Source organism: Bacillus sp. BHET2, from assembly GCF_005938125.1.
Taxonomy (GTDB): Bacteria; Bacillota; Bacilli; order Bacillales; family Bacillaceae_B; genus Rossellomorea.
In genome coordinates this window covers 1,410,697-1,424,572 of the sequence record NZ_VCQN01000001.1, presented here as the reverse complement: position 1 = coordinate 1,424,572, position 13,876 = coordinate 1,410,697, and the positions used below count along the sequence as shown (strand labels likewise).

Below are 13,876 nucleotides of genomic sequence, written 5' to 3'. Positions count from 1 at the left end.
GGGATCCATCTTTTGTTTATTCTTTCTTTTTGAATATAAAAAAGGATCCCGTTGAATGAGCCACGACCTTACCTTCTGAGCTCACGACTTTGCCGTCCACTACGAGTGTCTTGCTTCCTTGATGAACAATAGTCGCATGAGCTGTCAGGCGTTCACCGACCCCTGGGGCCAAATAATGTACGTTTAAGTTGGTCGTTACAGCACCAAACCCATCCGGAAGAACCATATTGGCCAATGTTCCCATGGCTGTATCCACCAATGTAGCAGTTACTCCTCCATGGACGATCTGCAGAGAATTATGCGTAACCGAGGTGATCGGAATACTCACTTCAAAATTTCCGTCTTTCACTTCACGGTCCATGGCGAATATTCCGCCAATGATGGATCCATTTTCATTCTTTTTCTTCCGTTGTACACCTTCTAAAAGCTGGTTTATAATCAGAAGTTCTTCATCTGTCGCTCCTGAAAGACATTCATTAAATAATTCCTGAACCTGTTGCTTCATCTTTTATACATCCTTTTCTGTTTTCACAGCTAGCATCTATCGGTAACTGTTTGTTTAATAATGAACCGAGATACATGTAAATATTACTACAAAAAGGAATGTATCACCATTCTTTTCATCTCTTCATAAAGTGTAATAGGTAGATGACTGTAATGGAGGTGTTCAAAAGATGGGTAAAACATTACACCCTAAAGTCAAAGAGTTTAAAGGGTTTGTGAAAAAACATCCCAAAATTGTGAAAGATGTTAGGAATGGGGATGCAAATTGGCAAGACCTATTTGAAGACTGGTACCTACTTGGAGAAGATGATACGAGATGGGAAAAATACAAAGACGATTCGATGAAAGAAAAGGATACGACTTCAAATAACCCAGAAAATAAAGGGGGGTGGATGGATCAAGTGGGAGAGATGGTAAAGAAGATGGACGCTAATCAATTGCAGCAGCATATTAACAGCTTGAGTGAGGCACTTGGAACAGTCCAGGGGGTACTTAGTCAATTTCAAAGCGGCAGCAATCGGGGGGGCTCAACTTCGACTAAAACGGAAACACCATCCAAACCTTCCCATCCTTTCTCATTTCGTAAAGACTAGGGGGCTATAAAGAAAATGAGAGCAGATGTTATTGAATATATTTATTCCAAAGAAGATTTGAAATTATTCTTAAGAGATCAACCACAGTGGTACCGTACCCTTTCCAGAAGCCCCAATGAGCTGGGGAAATTCGAGATTGCGTCCATAAACCATTTTCAGAAAACCATTCCACACCGTGTACAAAAGTTCTCAAATGGAGTCCAAATGGCCTCCATGATGATCAGTATGTTTCAATCAATGAATAGTGCCGATAATTGATGCACTATTTTTTTTTGCCGATTTTCTAAAGGAGTGTGAAGGGTCTCACATCTAACAAGAAATTCATGCATTGGGTTAGCGTGGATCAGCCTCTCTTTACATTGAATTGAGTAATAATCGTCTTGGTTGGGAAAGGCTATAAGTAAGGAGTGGTATAGACGATGAAGAAAATCATTTTTCTATCTGTATGTTTGCTAATACTATTAAGCGGCTGTAAGGAAAAAATGCCTGAACCTGAGAGCTTTGCATTCACTAAAAAAGCTGAAGCAGCTAATCATGAGAACAAGGACCTTTCCATTAAACATATGGTACAAGGTAATCAGGTATATATTGAATGTATCGTTCCCAACGTAACATTCACTTCTAGCAAAAAAGGGGCGGAGAAAGGGAAGATTGTCGTCCGTTCAAATACTGGTAATCTTTACAAAGAGTACCATACTGCAGCATTTGTTGTGAAAAACTTACCAAAAGGAGTTCATCTTCTCAATGTTGAAATAGTGGGGAAGAACAACAAACCACTAGGGATGAAAAAACAATTCTATGTGACGATTCAATAGGGAATGGAAAAAAGCCGCCGGTAGATATACCATCATGACGGCTTTTTCTCATATTCTTAGTAAAAACATTCCGTGCCTTAACCATAAAGGATATTCCTGTATGTTTTTTCCTTTTTATTGTGTTAGCCTATTCGCTTCCTTTCGTGAAACGTGTTAAAATGTCTTTACGGAGGTGGGCATAATGCTTGCTACTATAGAAAGAATGGAAATATTAGATTCAGCTGATGAATTATCTCAGTGGATTTTGGAATCTGATGTGGCAGAAAACTATCGTAAGTCTTTATATAAACTTCGCAACAACTCAGGTACTCAGCGAAAAGTACAAACCTTTTCCCGAATGAAAGAGAGTTACGAAGAAGTTCAGCGGTTTGGCCGGTACCACCCGGATTACAAGACCATCATGAAAGAGATCCGTGAGATCAAAAGAGAAATGGATCTAGATGAAAATGTAGCCGAATTCCGAAGGGCAGAGAATGAACTGCAAGATCTCCTTGATCAAGTGAGCCACTTAATTGGACATTCCGTGTCTAAAAGTGTAAAGGTCCCATCAGGAAATCCTTTCTTCTCAAGTGGAAGTTCTTGCGGAGGCGGATGCGGCTCTGGCGGAGGTTGCGGATGTTCAGCATAATAAGAAAAAGAGCAGACATACTGTCTGCTCTTTTTCTTATTAGAGAAAACCTTAGTCTATTGCTTTAAACGAACACAATCAACGCAAAGGTTTCCACAGCAAAACATTTTTTCCTGGGGAACGTAGAACCGATGTCGATATACATATAGTGATTCCTTCTCCCTGAAAAATATCGTGTCTGAATGTAATCTCTTTCCACGCATTGCCTTGGCAGACCACTTTTTAATAGAATGCTCAATATCAGGTTTATCTTTATTGGATTGAATATAGAGAAATGGAATGCCTGCACTTCTTTTTACATGTGCAGCCTCAATCCCGTCCTCCAGCTGAAGTTGTTCGATGAAAAAGTCCCAAATCATATTCAAATCCATGAATATCCCCCATTTCCTATCCTCAGTATGTAGTATTCACTTTACCCAATATTTAATGATAGTGTGCATAAATCTCAATTTGTGTGAGAAAGTTGTGCTTGACGGGCCACCTACGCTTTTCGTATTGTCTAGCTCCGGTGGCTAGAGGCTCGAGGTCATAAGCCAAGTTAACCAAAAAGGTAAAAAGCACCTTTCCGCTTAACTTGGCTTATGCTTGTCGCCTCTGGGCAAGCCACCTACGCTTTTCGTATTGCTAATTCCCATATTTTTATGCTAGACTTATAAAAAAGTGATTCCTAGAGGGGAAACTATATGTTAACGCAAAGACAAGGTTTAGTTGTTTGGTTACATAGCTTGAAACATGCCAAGTCCCTTAGACGATTTGGGAATGTTCACTATGTATCGAAGAAAATGAAATATGTTGTGCTTTATTGTAATCAGGATGAAATTGATTCGGTGATGGAACGAATATCTACTTACTCATATGTAAAAAAAGTAGATCCTTCTTTTAAACCATTTATCAAGTCAGTTTTTGAAAATTCCCGACCAGATAAAGCGAAGGAATATGATTACAAAATGGGATTTTAGTGATTGCTGCCAAAGAATGTTGTCTTGGCAGCTTTTTTTATAGGCCCACAAAATGTTTTCTTTTGCTAAAAGCTACTCTGTGGACCTAAACAATCATTGAAGAGGAAGTATGTAATGATTTAATCGCAGGATGGCAATCAAGTGTTGATAGTAAAGTACCGTTTCAGGAAAAAGTGAGGAAGGTTTTACATCCATTTGGATAATGACCTTGTCCACCTTTTTCGCAGTCTCTTCAAAAAGCGAATAGCGCTGGTTTGGTGTGATATTCGGATTCGGAATTCCTTCTCTGGACACATAGATGGCTTGGAACTTCCCTTGTTCTGTCGGGTTCATGACAAGAGCTAAAGAGGTTACAGCACGATTCTTTACAACGGTATGGAACGCCATCATGTGCTGTAAGCGTCCTTTATTCGATTCTGCAAGCTCCATAAGCTCATAAATATCTGAATATCCTTCTCCTAATTCAATAAAACGTTGAATCATTCTTCTAATCCCCTTTTCTCACTGAGTTAATCAATTCCTTATTATTTCAAACATATAGTCATAAGTAAAGATTCTACAATAAGGTATGGGAGTGATCTAAATGATATGGGTATTCCTTTGTATCGTCCTAGGATTATCGGTCATGTATATGATAGGAGGAAGAAGTGAGGGAAAAGATATTCAGACTAAAGATAGTGATTCATTTATTGTCACGGCAACCCTTTCCGCTTTAGCCGCCCATGGAATGATTTCACTTGCACAGGAAAAAGAATGGGAAGCTTTCACTCTGATTGATCTTCAACACGCTCTACTCGTTCATGGAGTTGTGGATGAAGGAGAATGGATTCAAATACTTACAGACCATTTAGATAATGACACAGCATTCATTGAAAGCAAGAATATGGATATGGGATGAAAACCTCGCATTTCCCCCAAAAAAGTTCACCATCAGGTTTAATAATCTGCTATCGTATAAGTAATAAAAGGAGTTAAGGGGTAAGGTATGAAACGTTTTCTATTCACTTTCATTTTTAGTATGGTCCTTATTAGTTCGAGCATCCTCATCTTCCAATGGATGGGTTTTTCTACAGAAAGTGCTGAAGAGTCTGGTACCGTTGAGGTGAATCAGTCTTATTCCGTTACACATAAGGCTGATCGGTTCCTGATCACTCAAACCGTCCGTTTCTTATCAACGGTACCTGAGCGGATGACAATTGAATGGCCGGAAGGTGCTGAGGGTTATGCTTGCAGTAATAATAAAGGAGTAGATTGTCTATCGAAAGAGAACGGGAAATTCCTTTTGATTAATGTGAATAATGATAGTAAGGAAATCATTATCACGTATTCCTTAAAGCAGCCACCTAAATCTGATGTCATGTTAGTAAAGGATTGGTATCCAGTTCTTTCATCCGTTGCTACAGTCCAAACAGATATTCAATTAACGGAAAAGAGCTTCAGGAATGGTAAATGGATAGCGGGTTATCAATCGTCGAGTCATAAAAAGCTTGATTATATTGATTATTATTTCTTTGATGGTAAAGGGGAACCATCTGATTTAGTGTGGACAATCGATGAATGGAATGAAAAGGAAACGTCCACTGGAAGAGTATACTCTGATGGTGCGGGTTTAGATGGTATTCAGGAGCAGTTAGAAGGTTTGGGGACTTTCAAAGGCTTCCTGACGGTAATCATATCAAATAAAATCAAACCACATCACTCCCCTCACTTGATTGTGTTGAATGAAATCACAGGAGAGACTCGGGGTGATTTAATGAGAAGTTTGCTGTATCAATCTTATTCCTCAAAGGACGAAGATGACTGGATGAAGGAATTTATTGCGGCAATCCTCCTCAAAGCTCCTCCTTATACTTCAAAGTCATCATGGTCGTATAAGGAGATAGTCGAAGGATTGAGTCCACCTCAACTCGATAAGTTTAGACAAAGGATTGACAATGAGAGGATTCAATCAGTAGGTGCCATGAAACTTGATGCTATAGTAGAATCTGTGACAGGGTTTCAAACTTCTTTTTTTACTGAAAATGATAAAGGGAAAGAGAATATCCCTCTTGTCCTGATCACGAATAAGCCCATCGTCTTCAATAAGGAATCAGTTGAATTCACTTATATCTCTTATAAACAGAAGGAATTCATTCAATTTCCTGAAGCAGTGAAGGGATTGGGAATAGAAATCAAAGAACTTCAGCCTGGAGTATTTTTTGCATCTAAGAATGGAAATACATTTAGGTTCTATGTGAATGAAGATTATTTTATCTATAATGAAGAAAATTATGGGCTACTCATAAAGCCTGTCCAGACGATAGGTGATTCCGTTTATATGGATGTCCACTGGTTTGAGAAATTGTTTAAGGTAAAGGTGAGGAGAAAGACTGACTCCATCCAGGTTTTAAATGAAACATAAAAAGCCCTGCAGAACTTTCTGCAGGGTCCTTCTATATCCATCTCTGGAAAGAAGGCAAAGGGAGAGGAGAAACCGGAGGAAGAACTTATGGGGAATCGTAAGTCTTCTCCGCGGTTGGCAACAACATCAGTTAGGATGCTGTTAGTTTTATTATCACCTACCAAAATGTTTTTATACATTTTTTTGATCAATTTTAGATTGTGGCGATATGTGTCAAGATATGATAGGATAGTGAAGAAAAAATACATATATGGTGGATGATTATGAGAGTAATATCAGGTACATTAAAGGGTAGGCCGCTCAAGGCTGTTCCTGGAAGCGGCACGAGACCCACAACAGATAAAGTGAAAGAATCTATTTTTAATATGCTAGGACCCTATTTTGAAGGCGGGACTGGTTTGGATTTGTTTGCAGGAAGTGGTGGTCTGGGAATTGAAGCCCTTAGCCGCGGACTGGATTCGGTCATCTTCGTGGACCGAGACGCAAAGGCATTTCAAACCATCAAGTCCAATCTTGAAGACTGCCATTTTTCGGATCAAAGTGAAGTGTATCGAAATGAAGCGACGAGAGCGTTAAAGGCGATAGTGAAAAGAGAGGTAGTCTTTGACTACATCTTCTTGGATCCCCCTTATAAACAGCAAAAGCTTCAACAACTCCTGGAATTCATCGACGAACACAATCTTCTAAATGAAAGCGGTTTCGTTATGTGTGAACATGGATCGGAAATTACATTGGCGGATAAGTCAGGGAATTTGAAGAAAATCAGGGAAGAGACCTATGGAATCATCAGGATATCGATTTTTTCCAGAGTGAATGATTGAAGAATAGGTAATCAGGTAGGGGGTAAGAAAATGCCAAGCATTGCAGTTTGTCCCGGGAGTTTCGATCCCATTACTTACGGGCATTTAGATATTATTACACGGGGAGCCAAAGTATTCGATCAAATTTATGTAGTAGTGTTGAATAACTCTTCTAAAAAACCGCTATTTTCTGTGGAGGAACGAATTGAATTAATTCAAGAAGTCACGGGTAACATTCCAAATGTAGTAGTTGATTCATTTCAAGGCTTATTAGTCGATTATGCAAAGAACGTGAATGCAAAAGCGATTATAAGAGGGTTGCGTGCAGTTTCAGACTTTGAATACGAAATGCAAATTACATCTATGAACCGGGTTCTTGATGATGATATTGAGACATTCTTTATTATGACGAATAACCAATACTCATTCTTGAGTTCAAGCATTGTGAAAGAGGTAGCTAAATACGGTGGCGATATCTCTGAACTAGTACCCAAGCGTGTGGAAGAATCGTTGAAGGAAAAATACCATGAATTAAATAAGAACGATTAATAATACGGGGATGATTCCATCTACCTTTCTCAAATTGTGAAGAAGGCATAGGATATCATCCCTGTTTTTCATTCATAGACCTGTTTCTGTACAGGATCATATACACTATCAGGCTGAGAATGGTAATAACCGGACCGCATGTTTTGAACCAATAAAGCATCTCGCCCCAGAATGCGTCATTGCCCCTTGCGAACACTGGAATGGCATTGGAGAGTTGTTCATCGGAGAATCGTTCATATACCGGCTTCCAAATGAGTAAGGTTATGACTGCGGCTGCAAGTCCATGAATAAAACGTGCATAGAAAAAAGGTTTAAACCGAATATCTGTTTCGGCCAGAATACTCGCTACTTGTGCCTGAACGCTGAACCCGCTGAAACCCAAAATAAAACTAGTAATAATCGCTTGATGGAGAAGGCTCGCTTCTGACACCCCACTTGTGAGTTTTGACCCTAATGTAATCTCAAACAAGCCTGAAATTAACGGAATGCTCAACTGTTCAGGCAATTGGAGCAGTATAAATAGAGAAGATAAGCCTTCAGCAATAAAGGTCGTGATATGCAAGTGATAAAGCATTTTATTAATGACGGAAAATAAGATGATGAAGCCTCCAATCATTAATAAAGTTTGAATAGATGAGGTAACGGCATCCCCTACTAACTTCCCGATGGGACGCTTGTCCTCTTGTCTTGTTTGATGAAGAGCTGTAAAGGCTTCCATGAGGATGAACCTGTTTTTCTTTGATGCACTTTCTCTTATGTCAGTGTTCTCTTTTCCGCCATAGAACCTCATGGTGATTCCCACAAAGAAGTTTCCAATATAGTGAGCGGCAGCTAATACAATGCCGAGCGTGGCGTTTTGAAAAAAACCGACGGAAACAGCCCCGAATATAAAGAGGGGATTGGAGGAATTGGTGAAGGAAACGAGACGTTCTGCTTCAAGTTTCGTGATTTGTTCTTCCTGACGAAGACGAGCCGTCAATTTTGCACCAGAGGGAAATCCAGAGGCCATCCCCATTGCCCACACAAATCCTCCGACACCTGGAACTCTAAATAAGGGTCTCATTAATGGTTCAAGCATTACACCTATAAACCGGACTACGCCAAATCCGATCAACATCTCAGAAACAATAAAAAAAGGTAATAAAGATGGAAATACAATCTCCCACCACATATCCAATCCCCTGATGGATGCTTCAAGAGATTCCCCTGGCATCAGGATGAGGGATGAAGCAAATACGGTGATGCCGATGGATAATGCCAAGGTTTTGAGCTTTGATTTAAACAACCGGACGTCCCCCTCTTATGAATAAGGTATCCTCTATCTCATTTCCTTGTGAAAAAGGAAAAGAATGATAAAATGAGATTAATTCAACTTGTCCTCATATTATTCAATATACTCATACATAATGGAAATAGACCATATGATGAATAAACCGATAACTCGGGAAAAGGGGGAAGGGCATGGACAGACCAAAAATCGGATTAGCCCTCGGCTCGGGCGGCGCAAGAGGATTTGCTCACTTAGGTGTATTAAAGGCATTTGATGATGCAAATATTCCGATTGACATGATTGCAGGAAGCAGCATGGGGGCGTTGGTCGGCTGCTTATATGGAGTGGGTCATAAGATGGAGGACCTATATAAGCTTTCCACCACTTTCAGAAGGAAGTATTACTTAGACTTTACCGTGCCTAAAATGGGCTTTATCGCAGGCAAAAGAATTAAAGAATTCATTCAACTATTTACACATAATAAAAATATTGAAGAGTTAAATATTCCAATAAGTGTTGTGGCAACAGACATTACAAACGGGGAAAAAGTCATCTTTACCACTGGTCCTATTTCAAGTGCTGTTAGGGCAAGTATTGCAATACCAGGGATTTTTGTGCCAGAACGAATAAACGGCCGTCTTTTGGTTGATGGGGGAGTAATTGATCGTGTCCCGGTTTCCGTTGTGAAAGAGATGGGTGCGGATATTGTGATAGGGGTCGATGTATCCCACGTGAAGCGAAATGCAGAAATCACAAACATTTATGACGTGATCATGCAAAGCATCGATATCCTACAGCTCGAAATTGTCGCTCACCGGGAATTTGCTTCTGATTTCATGATTAGACCCCATGTAGAAATGTACAGTACCAGGGCTTTCAAGAATATTGAAGAAATTATCGATATGGGTGAAGAAGAGGCGAAGAAGGTTATTCCTTCAATTCAAAAAGCATTAGACAATTGGAAGGAGTAAACGTATGAAAACGAAAACACTTATAAGAACCCTAGTCATCATGACGATTATTATGGTGGCCACTTCTTTTTATTATCTACCCTTTTATGTAACGAAACCTGGAAGTGCACATGAACTGGATCCAATCGTCCATGTGGAAAATGGGTATGATGATGAAGGTGAATTGATGCTTACAACCGTCAGAATGGGAAGGGCGAATATTTATGCTTATCTTATGGCGAGCATAAGGAAATATGAATATATCTTTCCAGTAGAGGATATCAGAAGTCCCCACGAAAGTGATGAAGAGTACAATCTTCGCCAGCTGCAGCTCATGGCCAATTCTCAAAGTCATGCCATTGAAGTCGCTTATAAAAAAGCAGGAAAACCCTATGAATACAAGTATAATGGAATTTACGTCTTGAACATATATCCTTCTATGCCTGCTGAAAAGATACTTAAACCTGGTGATCGCATCACTGCCATCGATGGTCAAATATTTCAGTCATCAGAAGAATTTATTAACTATGTCAGTGGGAAAAAGCAAGGGGATAAGGTAGAAATCACTTTTGTCAGAGATAATAAAAAAATGGATGAAACGATTCCCCTGCAATCATTTCCGGATATGAAAGATAAAATTGGTCTCGGAATCACACTAAGCGATGATAAAGAGATCAAGACAGATCCCCCGGTAGACCTTGATACCGACGAAATTGGTGGACCATCTGCCGGTTTAATGTTCAGTCTTGAAATCTACGATCAATTAACAAAAGACGACCTTGCGAAAGGACATCGGATTGCAGGGACCGGTACAATTTCTGAGGATGGGGAAGTGGGGCGCATCGGAGGCATTGAACAGAAAATCATTGCAGCAGACAAAGCAGGTGCAGAGTATTTTCTTGCTCCACATGAAACGATTACGAAGGAAATGAAAGATAAATACCCTGATCTTGAGTCAAATTATATCGCAGCAAAAAGAACAGCAGAAGACATTGGTACGGATATGAAAGTGATACCTGTCAAAACGTTTGATGAAGCATTGACTTTCCTGAATTCAATAGAGGAATAAACAAAGAGACTGCCTTCAATCAGGGCAGTCTCTTTGTTATTTTTATGCCTAAATCATAAGAGGTGGTTGAGACCACTCTTGATGAAGCAGTTTTTTACGGGCAGTTACATTTTCTAATCCCATTGCATAAATTTCAGCAGCCTTGATGTCTAACTCAATGTCCCGTGGGTTGGCACTAGAGAGCTTGCTGATCAAAGGCAGAGATAGCTTTTTTTTCTGATGATGAATAAATCCTCTCCCCTTTTGGTTCATGCCAAGCAGTCGGATGTAGCTAGGAGAATGATGCCTTTCCCGCATGGTTTCTTTGTGGGTATTGGTTAATATATGAAGGAGCATCCGTTGGAGTCGGGTCCAAGTATAACGCTTTGTCTTCAAATTCGTCATGAATTCTTCAAAGGACGAAGACGCTATCGCACATTCGATCATCCTGTTTTCGATGCCTTCTTCTATTTCATATATTCCCTTCAGTTCCTCTTTAGTAGAAGATAAGAGTTTGTATTGTAAGAGAGACCAATAATTTTCCCAACGATGATAACCTCCGTACTCAATTTGATATTTTTGTAGCTCGTCTACAGACGTATCGGGTAGATAAGACCCGATTTCATCTTTGCTGTCTGGATCGAATATACTTTTTCGTATGCTGGTAGCACTTGCGATGGAAGGGGAAGAAAAGTGTTGATCATGGTATCCTGCAGATTCTCTTGTAATGGTATAGGCCTTTAATGAAGATGAAAGTTGATTTCTTGCTTCCATGTAATGAAATCCCAAGATATTATTCGGCTTGCTTAAATCAAGAATTGATTCCTTTTCCCCTAACATTTTGAATGCTTTGGCAAGTGCGGAAGGATAACTCATCCCTTCCTGCATACATTCTCTAATGTGAAAATTATATTGAGCTCGATTTCCCTGAATAAACCGTATCGTTTCCTCAAAGGCATCAATGTCCCCGTCTTCACTTCCGAAGCAAAAGCTCTCACAGCCAATGCTATTTAGTAGTGAAATAGCTCCTTTCGAAAAGATTTCGGCATGCTGAGTGGCGAAGCTATATGGAAGCTCAATGACAACGTCAACACCAGCTTCTATTGCCATTTTTGTACGGGACCATTTGGAGATAAGGGCCGGTTCACCCCGTTGCAGGAAGTGACCGCTCATCACAGCGACTACGATATCCGCGCCTGTCGTTTCCCTGGTTTTCCTTAAATGATGTAAATGCCCATTATGAAAGGGATTATATTCTACTACTACACCTGTGGCTTTCATGAAATTCCACTCATCCTTTCTATATTCTCACTATGTGCTTATACTGTTCATTATATAAGGAAATGATATAGTTTCTCCCCTTTTTTGAAAGAATCATCACGAAAGAAATAAAATATTTGAAAGACGTTGTATTTAAACGTTATAATTACATCACTATGGTTGTAATGAGTGTAAAGAAAAAATATTGACAAACGGTATTATGAAAGCTATAATTACCTTTGTTGCCTTGAGGTGATTACATTGAAATGGTCAATAATACAATTACAAAAATTTAGAGACAAGGGACTTTCCATAGACGAATCAATTAATTTGGACGAACTGAAAGAAATCGATCCCCAAATTATAGAAGTCTCGCCTATTCGAGTGTCTGGAAAGGCAGATATCGGTTCCAACCGTGTCACTTTCCATCTTCATATAGAAGGAAAGTTAGTGTTACCTTGCTCAAGAACCCTTGTGGATGTTGATTTACCTGTTGACATCAATACGATTGAAACGTATCTTCTAAATGAAGCTGATTATGATCAGTACGAAGAAGAGGAAATACATCGTATCCAAGGTGATGTTATTGATTTGAAACCTGCTATAAGAGAATTACTATTACTTGAGATTCCGATGCAAGTAATCAGTGATGAAGCGAGAGAACAAGATGAGATGCCTTCTGGTAAGAACTGGGAAGTTCTGACTGAAGAGCAAGCTTATCAAGTCGAACAAGAGGAAGAGAAGAAAGTGGATCCTCGTCTCGCTGATTTAGCAAAACTTCTTGATCAAAACAAGAAATCTTAAAAGCGAAGTACCAGTTCGACTGGCTTCATAATAAGTATGAATCTCTTTTAAGGAGGTGGGAAGAATGGCAGTACCTTTTAGAAGAACTTCTAAAACAGCAAAAAGACAACGTCGTACACACTTCAAACTACGTGTACCAGGTATGGTAGCATGCCCAAACTGTGGTGAAATGAAATTAGCACACCGTGTTTGTAAAGAGTGCGGAACGTATAAAGGAAAAGAAGTTGTAAGCAAATAATTGTTTACTTCGGAAAAAAGCGTGAAGAGGCCATGGCTCTTCACGCTTTTTTTGGTGTATATAAGAATAGTCGGGAAATGGACGAATGATGTAAATGTAGACTATCACCCAGATTAATGGAATATTAGATAGAAATATCTGTTCATCCAATATGAAAAACCATACACTATAAGTAAGACAGGAGGGGTACGGATTTGGGAGAATATTTGATACATACGAACGAAGAAGGGATCATGCAGTTTATCATAGACCGACCTGAAAAACGAAATGCTGTGAGTTATGAAGTCATGGAGGGGCTCAGCAAAGCGCTGGATGAAGGTATTCAGAATGACCATGTGAAGGCTGTACTCATAACTGGCAGTGGTGATCAGGCTTTTTGTTCCGGTGGGGATTTATCACAGTTTCACAGTTTGAAAACAGAGAATGAAAGCTTTGAAATGCTACGTCAAATGGGTTCAATCCTGACAAGACTGGCCTTATTTCCAAAACCTACGATTGCTTTCATCAATGGGACTGCCATTGGAGGTGGATGTGAAATCGCAACCGCATGCGATTTTAGAATATCAAAAAGAACGTCTGAAATGGGGTTTGTACAGGGGAAGCTTGCCATCACCACCGGTTGGGGAGGAGGGACGCTGCTGTTAGAAAAATTTCCAGCAAATATCGCCCTGTCCCTGCTAATGACTGCCCGTGTGGAAAACGCTGAAACCCTTTTGGACATAGGTTTTATAGACGAATTAGTTGATGATTGTATGCTAGTCCATGAGATCCCTTTTATAAAGATGATTTCATCTAAATCTGAGGGCGTGTTAAAGGCATATAAACAGCAAATTCTGAATAAGTGGGATAAAAAAAGGATAGAAGAAAATATCATGAAAGAAGTTAGGCAATGTGCCAAGCTTTGGGCAAGTGATGAGCATCATGAAGCGGTGGATAGCTTCTTAAATAAATAAGGGTATTGATCCTGCGAGGGAACAGGTGAAAGGATGAACCTGTTCCTATTTTTTGGGTTAAAAAATTCGATGCAGATTCTATCTTCTCTAGTAAGAGCATATGT

19 protein-coding genes are annotated in these 13,876 nt (G+C 39.6%); 14 read left to right on the top strand and 5 right to left on the bottom strand.

Translation table 11 applies throughout. The annotated features are described in order from the left end of the window. Positions 1-16: 16 nt before the first annotated feature. Positions 17-505, bottom strand: a complete 489-nt coding sequence (locus tag FGG79_RS07285; RefSeq protein ID WP_138777049.1) for a PaaI family thioesterase — start codon at positions 503-505, stop codon at positions 17-19. Positions 506-674: 169 nt separating this feature from the next. On the opposite strand from FGG79_RS07285, the gene FGG79_RS07280 reads away from it, so the two are divergent. From FGG79_RS07280 to FGG79_RS07265, 4 genes are all read left to right on the top strand, one after another. After that, entirely contained in the window at positions 675-1,097 is a 423-nt protein-coding gene (locus FGG79_RS07280) for a YlbD family protein (RefSeq protein WP_138777048.1), read from the top strand. A 15-nt stretch (positions 1,098-1,112) separates the two neighbouring features. Beyond that, on the top strand, positions 1,113-1,355 hold the full coding sequence (locus FGG79_RS07275; protein WP_138777047.1) for a YlbE-like family protein: 243 nt from the start codon (positions 1,113-1,115) through the stop codon (positions 1,353-1,355). Between the two features lie 161 nt (positions 1,356-1,516). Continuing rightward, on the top strand, positions 1,517-1,912 hold the full coding sequence (locus FGG79_RS07270; protein WP_138777046.1) for a hypothetical protein: 396 nt from the start codon (positions 1,517-1,519) through the stop codon (positions 1,910-1,912). Positions 1,913-2,093: 181 nt separating this feature from the next. After that, positions 2,094-2,540, top strand: coding sequence for a YlbF/YmcA family competence regulator (locus FGG79_RS07265; RefSeq protein WP_138777045.1), 447 nt, complete (start codon positions 2,094-2,096; stop codon positions 2,538-2,540). A 56-nt stretch (positions 2,541-2,596) separates the two neighbouring features. Here the strand turns inward: FGG79_RS07265 and FGG79_RS07260 are convergent, their stop codons facing one another. Further along, positions 2,597-2,911: a hypothetical protein gene (locus FGG79_RS07260; RefSeq protein ID WP_138777044.1), complete on the bottom strand. Its 315-nt coding sequence runs from the start codon at positions 2,909-2,911 to the stop codon at positions 2,597-2,599. Between the two features lie 312 nt (positions 2,912-3,223). Here FGG79_RS07260 and FGG79_RS07255 point away from each other — a divergent pair, with 312 nt between their 5' ends. Beyond that, entirely contained in the window at positions 3,224-3,499 is a 276-nt protein-coding gene (locus FGG79_RS07255) for a YlbG family protein (RefSeq protein ID WP_138777043.1), read from the top strand. A gap of 93 nt (positions 3,500-3,592) precedes the next feature. Here FGG79_RS07255 and FGG79_RS07250 read toward each other — a convergent pair whose 3' ends face one another. Beyond that, on the bottom strand, positions 3,593-3,982 hold the full coding sequence (locus FGG79_RS07250; RefSeq protein ID WP_138777042.1) for a DUF7147 family protein: 390 nt from the start codon (positions 3,980-3,982) through the stop codon (positions 3,593-3,595). A gap of 100 nt (positions 3,983-4,082) precedes the next feature. Between FGG79_RS07250 and FGG79_RS07245 the strand changes: the two genes are divergently transcribed. From FGG79_RS07245 to coaD, 4 genes are all read left to right on the top strand, one after another. Then, complete coding sequence (locus FGG79_RS07245; protein ID WP_138777041.1) at positions 4,083-4,397, top strand: hypothetical protein; 315 nt, start codon at positions 4,083-4,085, stop codon at positions 4,395-4,397. Positions 4,398-4,484: 87 nt separating this feature from the next. Then, complete coding sequence (locus FGG79_RS07240) at positions 4,485-5,900, top strand: hypothetical protein (RefSeq protein ID WP_138777040.1); 1,416 nt, start codon at positions 4,485-4,487, stop codon at positions 5,898-5,900. A 263-nt stretch (positions 5,901-6,163) separates the two neighbouring features. Continuing rightward, positions 6,164-6,721 carry a 16S rRNA (guanine(966)-N(2))-methyltransferase RsmD gene (rsmD, locus tag FGG79_RS07235; RefSeq protein ID WP_138777039.1) on the top strand — a complete coding sequence of 186 codons (558 nt, stop codon included), beginning with the start codon at positions 6,164-6,166 and terminating at the stop codon, positions 6,719-6,721. Positions 6,722-6,751: 30 nt separating this feature from the next. Beyond that, complete coding sequence (coaD, locus tag FGG79_RS07230) at positions 6,752-7,249, top strand: pantetheine-phosphate adenylyltransferase (protein WP_138777038.1); 498 nt, start codon at positions 6,752-6,754, stop codon at positions 7,247-7,249. Positions 7,250-7,304: 55 nt separating this feature from the next. Here the strand turns inward: coaD and ylbJ are convergent, their stop codons facing one another. After that, complete coding sequence (ylbJ, locus tag FGG79_RS07225; protein ID WP_138777037.1) at positions 7,305-8,534, bottom strand: sporulation integral membrane protein YlbJ; 1,230 nt, start codon at positions 8,532-8,534, stop codon at positions 7,305-7,307. 176 nt (positions 8,535-8,710) lie between these two features. On the opposite strand from ylbJ, the gene FGG79_RS07220 reads away from it, so the two are divergent. Together FGG79_RS07220 and FGG79_RS07215 are read left to right on the top strand one after the other, a co-directional pair. Beyond that, entirely contained in the window at positions 8,711-9,490 is a 780-nt protein-coding gene (locus FGG79_RS07220) for a patatin-like phospholipase family protein (RefSeq protein WP_138777036.1), read from the top strand. Positions 9,491-9,494: 4 nt separating this feature from the next. Next, on the top strand, positions 9,495-10,538 hold the full coding sequence (locus tag FGG79_RS07215) for a SepM family pheromone-processing serine protease (RefSeq protein WP_138777035.1): 1,044 nt from the start codon (positions 9,495-9,497) through the stop codon (positions 10,536-10,538). A 48-nt stretch (positions 10,539-10,586) separates the two neighbouring features. On the opposite strand, the gene FGG79_RS07210 is transcribed toward FGG79_RS07215, so the two are convergent. Then, entirely contained in the window at positions 10,587-11,798 is a 1,212-nt protein-coding gene (locus FGG79_RS07210; RefSeq protein WP_138777034.1) for a nucleotidyltransferase, read from the bottom strand. Between the two features lie 231 nt (positions 11,799-12,029). Here FGG79_RS07210 and FGG79_RS07205 point away from each other — a divergent pair, with 231 nt between their 5' ends. The 3 genes from FGG79_RS07205 to FGG79_RS07195 all read left to right on the top strand — a co-directional run bounded on the left by FGG79_RS07205 (position 12,030) and on the right by FGG79_RS07195 (position 13,772). Beyond that, entirely contained in the window at positions 12,030-12,581 is a 552-nt protein-coding gene (locus FGG79_RS07205) for a YceD family protein (protein ID WP_481747255.1), read from the top strand. Positions 12,582-12,645: 64 nt separating this feature from the next. Further along, entirely contained in the window at positions 12,646-12,819 is a 174-nt protein-coding gene (rpmF, locus tag FGG79_RS07200; RefSeq protein ID WP_138777032.1) for a 50S ribosomal protein L32, read from the top strand. 194 nt (positions 12,820-13,013) lie between these two features. After that, a complete protein-coding gene (locus FGG79_RS07195) occupies positions 13,014-13,772 on the top strand; it encodes an enoyl-CoA hydratase/isomerase family protein (RefSeq protein ID WP_138777031.1) in 759 nt (252 codons plus the stop codon). The last annotated feature ends 104 nt before the right edge of the window (positions 13,773-13,876 follow it).

What these genes read in the sequence shown, in the direction of transcription:
- FGG79_RS07285 (WP_138777049.1), bottom strand. Translation starts at nt 505, where the DNA reads ATGAAGCAACAGGTTCAGGAATTATTTAATGAATGTCTTTCAGGAGCG.
- FGG79_RS07280 (WP_138777048.1), top strand. Translation starts at nt 675, where the DNA reads ATGGGTAAAACATTACACCCTAAAGTCAAAGAGTTTAAAGGGTTTGTG.
- FGG79_RS07275 (WP_138777047.1), top strand. Translation starts at nt 1,113, where the DNA reads ATGAGAGCAGATGTTATTGAATATATTTATTCCAAAGAAGATTTGAAA.
- FGG79_RS07270 (WP_138777046.1), top strand. Translation starts at nt 1,517, where the DNA reads ATGAAGAAAATCATTTTTCTATCTGTATGTTTGCTAATACTATTAAGC.
- FGG79_RS07265 (WP_138777045.1), top strand. Translation starts at nt 2,094, where the DNA reads ATGCTTGCTACTATAGAAAGAATGGAAATATTAGATTCAGCTGATGAA.
- FGG79_RS07260 (WP_138777044.1), bottom strand. Translation starts at nt 2,911, where the DNA reads ATGGATTTGAATATGATTTGGGACTTTTTCATCGAACAACTTCAGCTG.
- FGG79_RS07255 (WP_138777043.1), top strand. Translation starts at nt 3,224, where the DNA reads ATGTTAACGCAAAGACAAGGTTTAGTTGTTTGGTTACATAGCTTGAAA.
- FGG79_RS07250 (WP_138777042.1), bottom strand. Translation starts at nt 3,982, where the DNA reads ATGATTCAACGTTTTATTGAATTAGGAGAAGGATATTCAGATATTTAT.
- FGG79_RS07245 (WP_138777041.1), top strand. Translation starts at nt 4,083, where the DNA reads ATGATATGGGTATTCCTTTGTATCGTCCTAGGATTATCGGTCATGTAT.
- FGG79_RS07240 (WP_138777040.1), top strand. Translation starts at nt 4,485, where the DNA reads ATGAAACGTTTTCTATTCACTTTCATTTTTAGTATGGTCCTTATTAGT.
- rsmD (WP_138777039.1), top strand. Translation starts at nt 6,164, where the DNA reads ATGAGAGTAATATCAGGTACATTAAAGGGTAGGCCGCTCAAGGCTGTT.
- coaD (WP_138777038.1), top strand. Translation starts at nt 6,752, where the DNA reads ATGCCAAGCATTGCAGTTTGTCCCGGGAGTTTCGATCCCATTACTTAC.
- FGG79_RS07220 (WP_138777036.1), top strand. Translation starts at nt 8,711, where the DNA reads ATGGACAGACCAAAAATCGGATTAGCCCTCGGCTCGGGCGGCGCAAGA.
- FGG79_RS07215 (WP_138777035.1), top strand. Translation starts at nt 9,495, where the DNA reads ATGAAAACGAAAACACTTATAAGAACCCTAGTCATCATGACGATTATT.
- FGG79_RS07210 (WP_138777034.1), bottom strand. Translation starts at nt 11,798, where the DNA reads ATGAAAGCCACAGGTGTAGTAGTAGAATATAATCCCTTTCATAATGGG.
- rpmF (WP_138777032.1), top strand. Translation starts at nt 12,646, where the DNA reads ATGGCAGTACCTTTTAGAAGAACTTCTAAAACAGCAAAAAGACAACGT.